The sequence below is a fragment of the Pontibacter aquaedesilientis genome, assembly GCF_014773225.1.
Classification (GTDB): domain Bacteria; phylum Bacteroidota; class Bacteroidia; order Cytophagales; family Hymenobacteraceae; genus Pontibacter; species Pontibacter aquaedesilientis.
Genome location: NZ_JACXAJ010000001.1, coordinates 641,542 through 655,852, shown reverse-complemented (window position 1 = coordinate 655,852; position 14,311 = coordinate 641,542). Strand labels below are relative to the sequence as shown.

Below are 14,311 nucleotides of genomic sequence, written 5' to 3'. Positions count from 1 at the left end.
ATGAGCGATTGAATGAATGAATTAGTAAGTTACTAAATGGCTGATCTTTGAAGTAGCCAGCGTAAAGCTTTGAGTCATGAAAGAGTTGACAGAACCATTTCGCAAAAGATTAAAACCACTCATTCGCTCAATCACAAGATCACTCAATTATTCCCTTCCAGCATACGCTTCAATACCGCCTGTGCTGCATAAAGGCGGTTGTTGGCTTGCTCAATTACCAGTGAGTTCGGGCCGTCCAGCACCTCATGGCTCAGTTCGAGTCCGCGACGAACCGGCAGGCAATGCATTACCTTCGCATTATTAGTTAAGGCCAGTTTCTCATTGGTGATCATCCAACCTTCGCCGTCTGTCAGCACCTGTCCGTAATTCTCGTAGCTCGACCAGTTCTTGACATATACAAAATCGGCTCCCTCCAATGCTTCATTCTGGTTGTGCAACACCTGTGCGCCTTGGGTAAACTCCTCTGACAGGTCATAACCTTCCGGATTGGCGATCACAAGTTCTACATCCGCTTGCTGCATCCACTCGGCAAATGAGTTGGCCACACATTGAGGGATGGGCTTGATATGCGGTGCCCAGCTCAGCACAACCTTGGGTTTTTTACCGGATACCTTCTGCTCTTTAATCGTTACCAGGTCGGCCAGGCTCTGCAGCGGGTGCCGGGTTGCCGATTCCAGACTCACTACCGGCACCTTGGCGTATTGAATGAATTTGTTGAGCAGGTCTTCGCTGTAGTCCTCTTCTCTGTCCTGCAGTTTCGGGAAAGAGCGCAGCCCTATAATATCACAGTACTGTCCCATTACGGCGGCGGCTTCTTTGATGTGCTCTACCGTGGTGCCGTTCATGATCACGCCTTCCTGCGTTTCAAGTGCCCAGCCTTCTTTGTCCAGGTTCATCACCATCACGTTCATGCCCAGGTTCATACCTGCTTTCTGGGTGCTCAGGCGGGTACGCAGACTAGGATTCAGGAAGATCAGGCCGAGGGTTTTGTCCTGGCCCAGCGATTTGTGTGCATACGGCGATTGCTTTAGTTGCAATACCTCATCCACCAGGGCCGCTACGTCCTGCACATCGTGTACGGAAGTGAAATGCTTCATGATGCGAGTACTTTTTTAGAGAGAATAGAGGAAAATGCTTTCAGGAACTGGTCTGCTTCCGATTTGCTTACAGTCAGAGATGGCAACAGGCGCAGGGTGTTCTTGTTGGATGAACTGCCGGTGAAAATGCAGTACTCGTTCAACAGTTCTTTGCGGATAGCGGCGCATGGCTCATATAGCTCTATGCCAATCATAAGCCCTTGTCCGCGCACTTCTTTCACGCCTGGCATACCTTGCAGTTTCTCTTTCAGGTAGTGGCCCATGATAGTGGCATTTTCCAGCAACTCCTCGTTTTCGATGACCTCCAGCACGGCCAGTGAAGCCGCGCAAGCCAGATAGTTACCGCCAAAAGTAGTGCCCAGCATACCATGACGCGCATCGATCTCAGGACTGATCAGCACGCCGCCTACCGGAAAACCATTGCCCATCCCCTTCGCTACTGTGATCAGATCCGGCTTGATACCTGCATGTTGGTGCGCGAAAAATTTACCTGAACGTCCGTAACCCGACTGAACCTCATCCAAAATCAACAGTGCTCCTACACGTTTACAACCAGCTTCCAACGCTTTCAGAAAATCCGGCTCCGGAATGTTTACCCCGCCAACGCCCTGTATACCTTCCACGATCACAGCTGCCAACTCCTGTCCATATTCCTGCAAGGCCTTTTCAAAAGCAGGCGCATCATTGAAGGGCAGGAAAATTATATTCTCCGTTTCGTTGATAGGCGCGATTATAGCCGTGTCGTCGGTTGCCGCCACGGCAGCGGAGGTACGGCCATGGAAAGAGCTTTTGAAAGTGATGACCTTTTTGCGTCCTGTCTGAAAAGAGGCCAGTTTTAGCGCATTCTCATTCGCCTCGGCACCGGAGTTGCACAAAAACAGACTGTAGTCCGGATAGCCGCTGAGTTGACCGAGCTTTTCGGCCAGTTCCTGCTGCATAGGCATTTGCACAGCATTGGAGTAGAATCCGATGTCGTATAGCTGGCGCGCTATGCGTTTTACATAATGTGGATGGGAATGACCGATGGAGATAACAGCGTGGCCGCCGTACAGGTCGAGGTATTTTCTGCCTTCCTTATCCCAAACGGACAGGCCGGCGGCTCTAACTGGCTCAATATCGAAGAGCGGGTAAACGTCGAAGAGGTTCATGGCTATATAATTAGATATAGGAGGTTAGGAAATAGATGTAGAAAAGGGTTCTAGGGTATGCAAGCATTGTTGATTGTTAATTGTTTACTGATTACTGTTAACTGTTAAAACGCTGTGGCTTTCAATTTCAAACCGGTTGTCTCTTCCAACCCGAAGACTAGGTTCATGTTCTGTACTGCTTGTCCGGCAGCGCCTTTCAGCAGGTTGTCGATTAGGCTGGTGATGACGAGCATGCTGCCGTGTTTCTGCAGGTATAGCACGCATTTGTTGGTGTTCACCACTTGTTTCAAGTCTGGATTCTGATCTGAAATAATCGTAAATGGATGCCCACCATAATAGCTCTTATACAGTGCCTGCGCTTCTTCCAGCGAAAGCCCCGATTGGAGGTAGGCGGTAATGAAAATGCCTCGGGCAAACGGTCCGCGGTAAGGTATAAAATGAATATCCGACTGGCCTTCTGGTTGCAGGTATAGCAGACTGCGTTTTATCTCACGCAGGTGCTGATGCTCCATCACTTTATAAGTCGAAACATTCTCTGTTCTCCAACTGAAATGCGAGGTCGCACTCAGACTTTGACCCGCGCCGGTAGAACCGGTGATGCCGCTTACATGAACATCAGAAGTCAGCAAACTTTGTTTAGCCAGCGGCAGCAAAGCCAGCTGTATACCTGTGGCGAAACAGCCCGGGTTGGCAATGTATTGCGCCTGCTGTATCTGCTCGCGCTGCAACTCCGGCAATCCATACACAAAGCTTCTGCCACTGGCATCCACTGTGTCGCCTGACGTACCTTCGTGCCAGCGGAAATCCTGACTCAGATCAATGATCTTTGTCTCAGTTGGAACTTCATTTTCTGCCAGAAACTTGGCGGCCTCCCCGTGTCCGGCACAAAGGAAAAGCACATCAACTGGTATGGCAGCATCAGCGCAAAAAGCCAGCTCGGTTTCGCCTAGCAAATCGGGGTGCGCGGCGTAAACCGGCTTGCCTGCCTGGCTGCGGCTCTGCACGAAAGCAAGCTCTACGTTGGGGTGAAGCAACAGTAAACGCAGCAGTTCGCCTCCGGCATACCCTGCTCCTCCTACTATACCTGCTTTTATACTTGCTGCCATTATAGCTCCGTGTTGTTGATCTTGTGGTACATCATGGCCTGGTTGCCGAAGATCTTCGAGAAGCCTTTCACATCCTCACCAGACCAGGCATTGTTCATCTCGCCGTAGCTGCCAAACTTCGACGACATCAGGTCATGCTCTGATTCAATCCCTTCTACCTGGAAGCGGTAGGGCGCCAGCAGCACATGTACCTTGCCGGTCACGTTCTCCTGCGTTTCCTGCAGGAAGGTCTCGATGTTGCGCATGGTCGGGTCGATGAACTGCCCTTCGTGCAGCCAGTTGCCATACCAGGTAGCCAACTGGTCTTTCCAGTAAAGCTGCCACTTGGTGAGCACGTGTTTCTCCAGGGTATGGTGCGCCTTGATGATCACCATCGGAGCGGCCGCCTCAAAACCAACCCGGCCCTTGATGCCGATGATCGTATCGCCCACGTGGATGTCGCGGCCAATAGCGAAAGGCCCCGCTATACCTTGCAGCGCCTGAATGGCCGCCACCGGACTGTCGTATACCTGGTCGTTTATACCTGTCAGCTCCCCTTTCTCGAAATGCAAGGTCACACGCTCCGGCTGCTCTTTGGTAAGTTGGGTCGGGTAAGCGGATTCCGGCAATGGCAGGTGCGAAGTCAGTGTTTCTTTGCCGCCAACCGAAGTGCCCCAGATCCCTTTGTTGATGGAATACTGCGCCTTCACGAAGTCGTACTCCACGCCGTGCTGCTTCAGGTATTCGATCTCCTCTTCGCGGGAAAGCTTGTTGTCACGGATTGGTGTGATGATCTGGATATCCGGAATCATTACATGGAAGATCATGTCGAAGCGCACCTGGTCGTTGCCGGCTCCTGTGCTGCCATGCGCTACGTAATCGGCACCCAGGGCCTTGGCGTGGCGGGCAATGGCCATCGCCTGCGTCACGCGTTCCGCACTTACCGACAGCGGATAGGTGTTGTTCTTCAGCACGTTCCCGAAGATCAGGTACTTGATGCAGCTCTGGTAGTAATACTCAGTCTCGTCGAGGTTGGTGTGCTGCGCTACGCCCAGGTCGTAGGCGCGCTGCTCGGTCTGCTGCAACTCTTCGTCCGAAAAACCGCCGGTGTTCACCAGCACCGAGTGCACTTCAAGCCCCATTTCTGCCTTGAGGTACTTCACACAATAAGAGGTATCCAGGCCGCCGCTGAAGGCTAAAACAACTTTCTTCTTCATGATATTTTAAATGCTTGTCGGGTTACTGTGTTGATTTCCGTGGCTTTGCGCGAAGGTGCCATAACCCGCAGGTATAGCCTCTTCTATCGGCGTGAGAATTTGGAGCTGCTCCCGCGCAATGGGCTTCTGCTCCCGCGCCGGGTCATAGAGCATGGCCGTGCAGAGGCAGTTACTGCGGTCCTTCATCATCAGAATATCGTAGTTCACGCAGCTTTTGCAACCGCTCCAAAACGCGTCGTCGTCCGTCAGCTCCGAATACGTAACCGGACGGTAGCCCAGGTCGGAGTTGATCTTCATCACGGCCAGGCCAGTCGTCAATCCGAAGATCTTGGCATCCGGGTACTTGCTGCGCGACAGCTGGAATATCTCCTGCTTGATGAGCTTGGCCAGGCCGCTTTTGCGCAGCTCCGGCGACACAATCAAACCGGAGTTGGCCACGTACTTGCCGTGGCTCCAGGTTTCGATGTAGCAGAAACCGGCCCACACGCCATTCACGTCCAGCGCGATCACCGCCTTGCCTTCCAGCATTTTCTGGGCAATGTACTCGGGTGTGCGTTTAGCTATACCTGTGCCACGGGCTTTGGCCGAAGACTCCATCTCGTCGCAGATCTGCTCGGCATAGGAGGTGTGTTGCGCACTGGCAACTGTAATGATAAAGGGAGATTGATTGCTCATTCTGGAAAATATATACCCGGGCCCTGCTTGCGCAAAGCGAATTTTTACAATTGAAAAATATAGGAATACAACAGCTGCAGGCGATACGTTACCGTAGTTCCTTGATCAGGTGCTTATTCAGAAAAATATAAAGGGGAAGAATGACCACTGCGTAGGCGGTCGGGAAGCATGTCGGCCTAGGGCCTGTAGCGGACCACGGCGTTAATAGCCCTCAAAACTATCCTGGCAGACAGGATAGAAAAAGACGCACCCTTCAGCGAAAGGTGATTTACCATCACAGATGATAAAGTCGGCTTTTTTTTCATTTTCAACTATGCGTTCTAAAAAAGTTTAAGGCTTTTGCCTACTTACAAAACAAAGGTTTGCAATTATTATCGATTTAAACAAGTCTTGGTTTTATTTTATGATAAAAATAATAAAACCCATTAAAATGTTACAACATCAAGTGATATATATATGTAATTGGGTGACACTCAACTAAATTAATTTCGAATCAGTTTTGAGCTTCATTTTTCTGCCCATCATCAAAATCATCATTCAGCCCAGGCTGGGTGATGGCGAATCCTGCAGCTTTGTTTAACTTGCGTCTCCATAACAACCGGCCCGGCCGGACAGCTATACCCAGTTTATACCTGCATGAAGAATTTTTCACTAAGTGTCATCATCGGCATCCTGTTCTCGGCCATTGGCACGGCTTCTCTCTTTCTCACACGCGAAGCCCTAACGGCGGCGATCTGGCTTAGCTTTGGCAACGGCTTGATCCTGTCGAACCTGCGGTTCAAAAAAGTGGATGAAGCAGGTAATGTGGTGGTACCTCCTGTTCCAAAAGTAAGGCTATACGTTGGCTTGGGGCTTATCGTCATGGCGGTGTTGCTCTTGTTGTTTCAGGTATACCTGGATATGAGCCAGCAGTAAGCAGTAGCTTAAATCCGGCTCTGCAGCACCATTTCCACGTTCACATATTTGGAATCGCGCTTTAGTTTCATGCGCACCTTGCGGCCGGGCTTAGTGTCGAACAACTCCAGCACTTCTTCCAAGGCCAGTTCTTTGCAATCACGCCCGTTGATGTTGAGCAGCTGATCGCCGGGCATCAGGCCGCTGAGTTTGGCTGGGGAGTCTTCGATGACATGGGACACGATATAGAAATTGGCGCCTGGCAACGGCGTACTGATCTCCAGGCCTGTCATGTTGTAGTAGAACGGTTCGCGGTATTTCTTGTTGGGCACCAGGATCAGGCGTTGGTGCGGATAATCAAATATGGCTGTAAAGCGCTTCAGAATATCGGAGCCGAGGTTGCCGTTTCGGTTAGCCAGGTTGATCGCCGCCTTGATCGATTCTTCATCCGGATACGAAGCCGGCAAATCCTGGATCTCATACCTGCCCAGCATAAAGCTATTGATACGGCCTATTTTGCCGTTGATGTCCCCGCTCAGTCCCCTGCCCAGGTAGGCTTCCATTACTTTCGGGGGCAGCTGCAGCCGATCATCGGTTGGCAGGTATAGCGACACCGAGTGACTGGCCCCCGTGTCGATCACCAGCTTCACTTTTATGGAATCGCCGTTGTGCTGCTTTACGCCAGCCTCCACATAGGCCTTTGTGTTCTCAATCTGCAACGGGTATACCTCGCCCCGCTTCGGTACTTTCAGTTCAATGTCGGGTCGGTAGAGCGTCAGGGTTTTGGAGCTGTAATTGATCTTCACGATAAAATTCCGGAAAATGTCGTAGCCGATGATGCCGTGCACCGACATCCCCATACGGGTAGACAGGTTAAAGACATCCTCCATGAGCACGTATACCTGGTGGTTGTCTCCCCGAATGCCCGGCAATTGCATGGTATTACCGCTCGAATAAAGCGCATGAATTTCGGAGCCTACACCCAATCCCTGTATGGTAATTTTATCTGCCTGGTTGAGGCTAAGCGAATCGGAGTAGTGCAGGCGCGTGATCAGCGTGTTTTTCACGCCGGAGTCTAGTATGAAGTTGAGGGGCTGCGAATCGTTAATCTGAACCGGTATGATGACCAGGTTGTGAACCAGCTTGAAAGGAATGGTGATTTTCTTGCGCTTGGAGGTGAAATATACCGAGTCTTTTGCCACAAGCTGCCCTATAGCTTCATTGGAAACAAAGCAGAAAATAAGAATAAGGGATAGAAGTGTGGAAGTCCTTGCCATGGCGTATGCTACATAAGACTCAGATAATCAGCCTTATATTATATACGCAACTTTGCAGACAAGATAGGTGGAATACCGCAATTAATTGATTAAATCCTATGTAGACATCAACTAATGTACTTATATCTGGAAATAGAGGCTGTGTTAGCGCGTGGGCTTTTTGGGCCGTGACGCTGGCAGGGACGAAAGCCGCTGCCCCTTGTCACGCCCAAAAAAGATGTGCTTCGGACTGCCTATCACCTGTGATCCGTATATGCCGGAATGCCCCGAGAAAATGTAAGCCGTTACGCAGGCCAGTGCCATGTAAACACTACTCTCTGCCCCAAACAACTCGATGGCCATGATGGTACAAGTAAGCGGCGTATTGGTGGCACCTGCAAAAACCGCCACAAAGCCCATACCTGCCAGCAGGGCCATTGGCAAAGGGACGGCCTGCGACAACGCATTTCCCAAGGTGGCCCCAGTGAAGAATAACGGCGTCACCTCCCCTCCTTTAAATCCAGCCCCCAAGGTGAAGGAAGTAAACAGGATCTTGACCACACTATCGTATACCGGCAACGGATCGGAAAAAGCAGCTAGGATTGTCGGTACGCCCAAACCCACATACTTGGTGGTGCCGATGGCAAACACGACTCCCGCTAGCACCACACCACCAACCACAGGCCGCAGGGGTGCATAGGAAATATAGCGCTGAAAGATGTTGCCCCACAACAAAGTTGCCTTGGAAAATACCATACCTGCCAGACCGAAAACAACACCGGCCAGCAGGGCTGAAACAAAGCCGGTAACCGAGAGCTCCGGCACAAAAGGGATCGCATAAACGGTGTGGCTCACTCCCCAGAGGTGGTGACAGGTATAGTCCGCGATGACGGCCGCCAGGAAGCTCGGCAGCAGCGATTCATAGCGGATGCGCCCGACCACAAACACCTCCAATCCGAAAATAGCCCCTGCCAGCGGCGTACCAAACAACGAGGCAAACCCCGCGCTTATACCTGCCGTGATCAGCAGTTTGCGATCACGGGGTCGCAGGCGAAACACTTTTGTGAACTGATCGGCAATGGTACCGCCCATCTGCACGGCGGTGCCCTCCCGTCCGGCGGAGCCTCCGAAAAGGTGCGTTACCAATGTGCCAAACAAGACGAGCGGAGCCATCCGGAAAGGGATACGCTCCCGCGGGGTATGAATTTCTTCGAGCAGCAGGTTGTTGCCTTTCACCGATCTTCCGCCATAGTAATGGTATAGCAAGCCAATTACAAGCCCGCCCAATGGCAACAGGGCAATGATCCAGGTGTTTTCTTCGCGGTAGTTCGTCACCCAGTCGAGCGAAACCAGGAAAAAGGCGGAGGCCGAGCCGACCAGCAAACCAATCAAGATACAGATCAGGAGCCACTTGAAAGTATAAAGCAAGGCAGCACCCTGTTCGCCAGTGGCCAGCACGAGTCGGAGAATCGCTTTGAAAACAGCAGTTGGGTTAGATGGTCTTGACATAAGGTATAGGGATAACTGTCCTGGCGTACAGGAAAACCTGCACACACGCGGTAGGAGTTATCAGCCGGAGCAGCTTACCGGCGGTTCAGGGCAAACCCCATTGCCATCTGCTGCAAATATAGGAATTAGTGTCTGTTTAAGGCAAACCGACAAGGCACAAATAGGTAAACTGTCCACCAGACTTGCACATTGTTTATACCCGCAGCATACCGCGAAAAGCACGGCCAGCATAGTAAGACTGTGCTCCGTTGTGATAGAGGAAGACATGGCCAAAGCGACGATCACAAAAAAGCGCCCCACCGAGTTTCCTGATGTCGGCAGGTGTCTGCACCCAGCTCGATGTTTTCGTATCGAACTCCCCCATCTGCTGCAGCTCACGGTATTGAACTTCGGTTAACAGCTCAATGCCCATAGCGGCGGCCATGTCTACCGCATTGTTTTCCGGTCTGTGCTCTTTCCTGGACTCCAGCCCTTCGCGATCGTAACAAATGCTTCTGCGGCCCTTCGGACTTTCCGCTGCGCAGTCCACGAAAATAAATTCGCCAGTAGTCTCGTCATACCCGACAACATCCGGTTCGCCGCCTGTCATTTCCATTTCTTGTAGCGACCACATTTTGGCAGGGTTCGCTTCCAGCTTTGGTTGTACGTTAGTCCATGCTATACCTGCGTGGCGATTTGTGTTTTTATCGAAGCGGGTTTTTAGGTTGTTGAGTAGTTCTTGGTGTTGTGATGGTGGCAATTCTTTTTCAAGTCTCATAATGAAATAGTGTTGTCATATATTTTAAAAAATATTCGAATTGAATTTATGCCAATTGGGTAGAGTAGTCATTAAGTATAATCAAGAACGGCTTGTACAGGCTGTGAACGAGGCGAAGCCGAGTATAGAGCCTGTGCCTTGTTAGCACCTGTAATTCTTATTTTTGATTCTGGTAGTATTCCCTATTCCCTAATAATTGAGCAAGCTCCTGCACCCAAAAGGTATTAGTTCTAAGCGCTTTATTGTCTGCTGCTTCCATAGCCTTGTTCAATTCTTCGTACTGGCTATCTGTGAAGTCTGCGTCAAGAAAGGCGTCTTCGCCATTTACTCTAATTACTTCTTCAACAAATATTTTGTATAGAGTTAGAAACTGAAATAACTCTTTAACTGAAGAGTTCATGAATGTTGGCTCGAAGTCTTCTTCATGGTTCAAAGTCACGACTTGGCATTCATTCTGAAGGTCTATGCAAACAGGGTCACCAACACCGTCAGAGCCTATACTTAGATAGTATTTATGACTATCCTCTCCCGTCTCAAAGGTGTCAAAGATGCTACTTAATTCCTTTTCTGAGTCACCAGCAAATGATAAGAATGGTGCAGCAGATGTTGGTAGTCCGACACTTGATAGAAAGTCTGCTGTTTCTTCATTCAACCCTTTACCAGATAGGTCATGTATACTAAATTTAAATAGCTTTTCAGACTCCCAATCTTTTATCAGCTCTTTATAATCCATTGCTTAGTGGTTAAGGGAAAGCACTACTTCTACATTGCTACAAACTTTCTATGATAAGGTATATACCCGCCAAAATGAAAATTATGGAGCTTGAAAGAATTTTAATGTTACCTCCAAACCCAACCCCTTTAGAATGTAAATCTGTAATTGCTTTATATAATACAACAACACCAATCAGGAGCAAGGCTGAACCAATTAGAATTTTTACTGTCCCGTTCATTTATAATATTTGTTACCGCCAACGTGCTAGTGCAGCTAATGGGCGAAGCATAGCTGAGCATAAGTGCTGCACCTTGTTACATGCTTTTATTTTTCCTTTATTTTGATAGTTCTGATTGATTTAAGGAATGAGTCATTGTTTTGTGGTGTAAGGTTTCTACCAGAAATCTGTAGCATAAGCTTACCCATATTCCCAAATCCCAAACTATCGAAGTATACTCCAGTCAGTCCGTGCCCAGCTACTTTAGGTTCTACTATTTTAGCCTTATAACCGTCAATCGCTTCAAAGGAATTTTTCCATTTTCTGTACTTCTCCCTGTCAGACTCTTCTATTTTCTCCTTGTCAAGGAACACCATTCCTGTTGTGTCAATTTCCCTTTCCAAAAACCATGAAAGCATGCTGCTTGGGTACATTCTTATACTTGGCTCTTCCAATGAATTTGAATAAGGTCCATAATCAAAGCGGACGGTATCTCCGTCACCTGTAACTATTTCTCTGACGTAGGAATCAATTCCTTGCACTTCATTCACTTTCCAATCTGCTGGCAGGTCAATGGAGAAAGGTCCAAAATTCTGTCGCTCCATTCTAATGCTATCTTTGGCTGCACATGAGCTTAGTATAACAAATAGAATAGAAAATTTTTTCATACTTATAATTGCATGTAACGTTAGTCCAGATGGTGTCTCGTTGGAGGCTCGCTGTGCTCGGCAAGGTTCCTCCAATGGCATCTGGACGGTGTTGGTCGAGGGTGTTTTCCCTTTTTCTGTCCGGGTTAATGCGAACTTTCTCTTTTTATTTTTTTAGGGAAAGCACCCTGCATGGTTGGGTTATTTTCTCCTTTTAAAAATCAACTTCTAAGTGGTGCTTTAGCCGGAGGAAATACTGTTGATGCTCCGTATCGGCAATGTTTCCGAAGGCGTCAGGCTCCGGGCTGGCCACAATCGGTAGAAAGACTAATCAATCATGGGCCTCCCTGTTGACGCAACCGGCTGGCAGAGAGCCTCCTGTGCCGAAGTTGAATGCTTGACTTTGTCATTTCTCAAGTATAACTTCGCCCCACCAAAGTCTTGCCTGGACGCCCCCGTCCGAAAGCCGAGGCTTTCTCCCGGCTTCGCCGAGGCAAGACTTCAGGCCAAAATTCCATTTATGCCTTTGGCTCTCTGCCAGCCGGTTGCTGAGACTTTTGGCCTTTGATGCCGCCCAGCCCTTGGAAGCCTGAAAATCGCACCACTTTTAAATCTGAAAATAATCCCAATCACGGCCAACTATCTGCTAGCAGGAGTACCTACTCCTACTGTCTGCACTATGTGTGGAGCGAAATCACGTTATTCAACGAACCGCAACACACACAATATACACTTAAGCTAATATACAGCAATTTTCCATTTAATCTCGCTTATACCTTCCTTTTTATAGGCTATTTCTAAAACCTGTTAGCTATCAATCCTTGAAGTGATTCTAAGGGCTAAAATCCTCAAAATAACACCCTCTATCAAATAGTAATATCTTAACAAAACCAAGCCTTACCCAGCACAATTTAAAGACAGGTACAAGGTATAACCACTCCCACCATTTTGCACAAAAACTACAAGCTACATCAAGCACTATCCACTTAAAAACCTACTTTTCTGACTAAAACCAGGCAATTCTGCAAAAATTTGAGTATATTCAAAAATACCCATACTTAAAACCCGATCACAAACTTATACTATTCTAACACATGCACATTCTTGACCTTTCTATTTTCGTCCTCTACATGCTGGCTATGCTGGGGGTTGGTTTTTACTTTCTCAAAAAGAACCAGGGCGCAGACGATTACTATGTAGGCGGACGAAATATGAGTAGCGGGCACATTGGCCTCTCAGTGGTAGCCACAGATGTGGGCGGCGGCTTTTCCATCGGGTTGGGTGGTCTCGGCTTCGTGATGGGCCTTTCGGGTGCCTGGATGCTGTTCACCGGTTTGCTCGGTGCCTGGCTGGCGGCGGTGTTTCTCATACCTAAGGTCAAGCGCAATCCGGCTTTCGACAAGTTTCTCACCTTTCCGCAAATCTTCGGACATTACTTCAACGCCCGGGTGGCGCTGCTGGCTGGTATTATTTCCGCCATTGGCTATACCGGCTTCACCAGTTCCCAGATTCTGGCCGGCGCCAAACTTGCCAGCGGCACCTTCATCGACCTCGACCTTAACACGGCCCTGCTCATCATGGGCATCATTGCGGTGGTCTATACCGTAATGGGCGGCCTCAAAGCCGTTATCTATACCGACACCATCCAGTGGGCCATCCTGATGGGCGGACTTATCTTCATCGGTATACCTGTGTCCTTTTTGGCAGTCGGGGGCGGCGTAGAGCATATCGGCATTGCCAAGCTGACGGATTTTGCCTGGGTATCGGCGCAGTCCGGCCGCAGCATGGAGGCCATCCGTACGACCCTGCCATCCGAATTCCTGACGCTCACCAACATCACCTGGCAGCAGATCGTGAACTGGGCGATCACTATCATCCCGATCTGGTTTGTCGGCATGACGCTCTACCAGCGCATATATGCCTGCCGGGATGAGAAAACGGCTAAACGCGCCTGGTACCTGGCCGGTTTGTTCGAATGGCCGGTTATGGCCTTTATGGGGGTGAGCTTGGGTATACTGGCCCGCGTGGCGGCCGAGCAAGGCATGTTCGATGCCCTGGGCGCAGGCGGTGTGGTGGACCCCGAAACCGGATTGCCTATGCTGTTGCGCTCGGTGCTGCCCGTGGGTCTGATGGGGCTTATGCTCTCGGCCTACTTCTCGGCGATTCTCTCCACAGCCGACAGCTGCCTGATGGCTTCTTCGGGCAATATCGTGACAGACGTGATCGGGCACTTCACCAAATCAGATCCGGATTCGCCCCACATGCTGCGCCTTTCGCAACTGATCACGCTGCTGGTCGGTGCCCTGGCACTTGCTTTAGCTACCACCATGACCAACGTGCTCGATCTTATGCTCTATTCCTACGCCTTTATGGTATCTGGTTTGTTTGTGCCGATCATCGGGGCGCTGTTCTGGAAACGACGCAGCAACGTGGCCGCTTTCTGGTCCATGCTCGTTGGCGGCTTTACCACCATCCTGCTACAGACAACCATGAATGCCGATAAATTCGTAGAAATGCCGTTATTGGGGATTCATTTCAGGCTTCCTTACGGCCTCGACCCTAATTTATTCGGCTTAACCGCCGCATTGGTACTTTACATTACGTTAACTATACTATACCCCAATAAAACTAAGAAAGAGAAATGGCAGACAACAACTCCGTCCAATACGAAATCCATACCCCAACCAATCACCAGCAACTAAACCGCGATGAGGTGCTCGACTTCCTGTTTCACCACCTGGACCAGTACGGCGATGCCCGACAAGATATTGCCAAATGCATGGACTATGCCTTGTCAACGGCAGAAGGCAAGGGCGGCTCGGTACTGGTGGCCCGAGAAAATGGCCAGGTCGTAGGAGCGCTTATTCTGAACAATACCGGCATGAGCGGGTATATACCGGAGAACATTCTGGTATACGTGGCTGTGCATGGCAGTCAGCGTGGTAAGGGTGTCGGTAAAAAGCTCGTGCAGCTGGCTACCGAAAATACCTCTGGCAGCATTGCCCTGCACGTGGAGCCCGACAACCCGGCCCGCCACTTGTACGAGAAGATGGGCTTCACCAACAAATATTTGGAATACAGACTAATGCGATAA

General features: G+C 49.8%; 13 protein-coding genes and 1 riboswitch. Of the genes, 3 read left to right on the top strand and 10 right to left on the bottom strand.

Annotated elements, in window-relative coordinates:
- Positions 1-143: 143 nt before the first annotated feature.
- The 5 genes from H9Q13_RS02850 to H9Q13_RS02830 all read right to left on the bottom strand — a co-directional run bounded on the left by H9Q13_RS02850 (position 144) and on the right by H9Q13_RS02830 (position 5,222).
- A complete protein-coding gene (locus H9Q13_RS02850) occupies positions 144-1,097 on the bottom strand; it encodes an N-acetylornithine carbamoyltransferase (RefSeq protein WP_191182229.1) in 954 nt (317 codons plus the stop codon).
- Positions 1,094-2,245 carry an aspartate aminotransferase family protein gene (locus H9Q13_RS02845; RefSeq protein ID WP_191182228.1) on the bottom strand — a complete coding sequence of 384 codons (1,152 nt, stop codon included), beginning with the start codon at positions 2,243-2,245 and terminating at the stop codon, positions 1,094-1,096. The genes H9Q13_RS02850 and H9Q13_RS02845 overlap by 4 nt, the downstream gene beginning before the upstream one ends.
- A gap of 104 nt (positions 2,246-2,349) precedes the next feature.
- A complete protein-coding gene (gene argC, locus H9Q13_RS02840; RefSeq protein WP_191182227.1) occupies positions 2,350-3,351 on the bottom strand; it encodes an N-acetyl-gamma-glutamyl-phosphate reductase in 1,002 nt (333 codons plus the stop codon).
- The gene (locus H9Q13_RS02835; protein ID WP_191182226.1) at positions 3,351-4,547 is read right to left on the bottom strand and encodes an argininosuccinate synthase; all 1,197 of its coding nucleotides are present in this window, start codon (positions 4,545-4,547) and stop codon (positions 3,351-3,353) included. The genes argC and H9Q13_RS02835 overlap by 1 nt, the downstream gene beginning before the upstream one ends.
- Positions 4,548-4,553: 6 nt before the next feature.
- Positions 4,554-5,222, bottom strand: a complete 669-nt coding sequence (locus H9Q13_RS02830; protein WP_191182225.1) for a GNAT family N-acetyltransferase — start codon at positions 5,220-5,222, stop codon at positions 4,554-4,556.
- A 636-nt stretch (positions 5,223-5,858) separates the two neighbouring features.
- Here H9Q13_RS02830 and H9Q13_RS02825 point away from each other — a divergent pair.
- Positions 5,859-6,137 (top strand): hypothetical protein, encoded by a 279-nt coding sequence (locus H9Q13_RS02825; protein ID WP_191182224.1) that lies wholly within the window; start codon positions 5,859-5,861, stop codon positions 6,135-6,137.
- Positions 6,138-6,145: 8 nt separating this feature from the next.
- On the opposite strand, the gene H9Q13_RS02820 is transcribed toward H9Q13_RS02825, so the two are convergent.
- The 5 genes from H9Q13_RS02820 to H9Q13_RS02800 form a co-directional block, all read right to left on the bottom strand.
- The gene (locus H9Q13_RS02820) at positions 6,146-7,318 is read right to left on the bottom strand and encodes an aspartyl protease family protein (RefSeq protein WP_317173862.1); all 1,173 of its coding nucleotides are present in this window, start codon (positions 7,316-7,318) and stop codon (positions 6,146-6,148) included.
- A gap of 219 nt (positions 7,319-7,537) precedes the next feature.
- The gene (locus H9Q13_RS02815; RefSeq protein WP_191182222.1) at positions 7,538-8,881 is read right to left on the bottom strand and encodes a voltage-gated chloride channel family protein; all 1,344 of its coding nucleotides are present in this window, start codon (positions 8,879-8,881) and stop codon (positions 7,538-7,540) included.
- Positions 8,882-8,925: 44 nt separating this feature from the next.
- Positions 8,926-8,995, bottom strand: a riboswitch (Fluoride riboswitch).
- 79 nt (positions 8,996-9,074) lie between these two features.
- Entirely contained in the window at positions 9,075-9,638 is a 564-nt protein-coding gene (locus H9Q13_RS02810) for a DUF4256 domain-containing protein (RefSeq protein ID WP_191182221.1), read from the bottom strand.
- Positions 9,639-9,795: 157 nt separating this feature from the next.
- A complete protein-coding gene (locus H9Q13_RS02805) occupies positions 9,796-10,371 on the bottom strand; it encodes an SUKH-4 family immunity protein (RefSeq protein ID WP_191182220.1) in 576 nt (191 codons plus the stop codon).
- Between the two features lie 306 nt (positions 10,372-10,677).
- Positions 10,678-11,175 carry a hypothetical protein gene (locus H9Q13_RS02800; protein WP_191182219.1) on the bottom strand — a complete coding sequence of 166 codons (498 nt, stop codon included), beginning with the start codon at positions 11,173-11,175 and terminating at the stop codon, positions 10,678-10,680.
- Positions 11,176-12,311: 1,136 nt separating this feature from the next.
- Between H9Q13_RS02800 and H9Q13_RS02795 the strand changes: the two genes are divergently transcribed.
- Positions 12,312-13,919: a sodium:solute symporter family protein gene (locus tag H9Q13_RS02795; protein WP_191182218.1), complete on the top strand. Its 1,608-nt coding sequence runs from the start codon at positions 12,312-12,314 to the stop codon at positions 13,917-13,919.
- Positions 13,859-14,311 (top strand): GNAT family N-acetyltransferase, encoded by a 453-nt coding sequence (locus tag H9Q13_RS02790; protein ID WP_191182217.1) that lies wholly within the window; start codon positions 13,859-13,861, stop codon positions 14,309-14,311. Before H9Q13_RS02795 ends, H9Q13_RS02790 begins: the two co-directional genes overlap by 61 nt.

Excerpts from the sequence above, each read along its gene's own strand:
- H9Q13_RS02825 (WP_191182224.1), top strand. The coding sequence starts at position 5,859 with ATGAAGAATTTTTCACTAAGTGTCATCATCGGCATCCTGTTCTCGGCC.
- H9Q13_RS02850 (WP_191182229.1), bottom strand. The coding sequence starts at position 1,097 with ATGAAGCATTTCACTTCCGTACACGATGTGCAGGACGTAGCGGCCCTG.
- H9Q13_RS02815 (WP_191182222.1), bottom strand. The coding sequence starts at position 8,881 with ATGTCAAGACCATCTAACCCAACTGCTGTTTTCAAAGCGATTCTCCGA.
- H9Q13_RS02810 (WP_191182221.1), bottom strand. The coding sequence starts at position 9,638 with ATGAGACTTGAAAAAGAATTGCCACCATCACAACACCAAGAACTACTC.
- H9Q13_RS02800 (WP_191182219.1), bottom strand. The coding sequence starts at position 11,175 with ATGGAGCGACAGAATTTTGGACCTTTCTCCATTGACCTGCCAGCAGAT.
- H9Q13_RS02830 (WP_191182225.1), bottom strand. The coding sequence starts at position 5,222 with ATGAGCAATCAATCTCCCTTTATCATTACAGTTGCCAGTGCGCAACAC.
- argC (WP_191182227.1), bottom strand. The coding sequence starts at position 3,351 with ATGGCAGCAAGTATAAAAGCAGGTATAGTAGGAGGAGCAGGGTATGCC.
- H9Q13_RS02805 (WP_191182220.1), bottom strand. The coding sequence starts at position 10,371 with ATGGATTATAAAGAGCTGATAAAAGATTGGGAGTCTGAAAAGCTATTT.
- H9Q13_RS02795 (WP_191182218.1), top strand. The coding sequence starts at position 12,312 with ATGCACATTCTTGACCTTTCTATTTTCGTCCTCTACATGCTGGCTATG.
- H9Q13_RS02845 (WP_191182228.1), bottom strand. The coding sequence starts at position 2,245 with ATGAACCTCTTCGACGTTTACCCGCTCTTCGATATTGAGCCAGTTAGA.
- H9Q13_RS02790 (WP_191182217.1), top strand. The coding sequence starts at position 13,859 with ATGGCAGACAACAACTCCGTCCAATACGAAATCCATACCCCAACCAAT.
- H9Q13_RS02835 (WP_191182226.1), bottom strand. The coding sequence starts at position 4,547 with ATGAAGAAGAAAGTTGTTTTAGCCTTCAGCGGCGGCCTGGATACCTCT.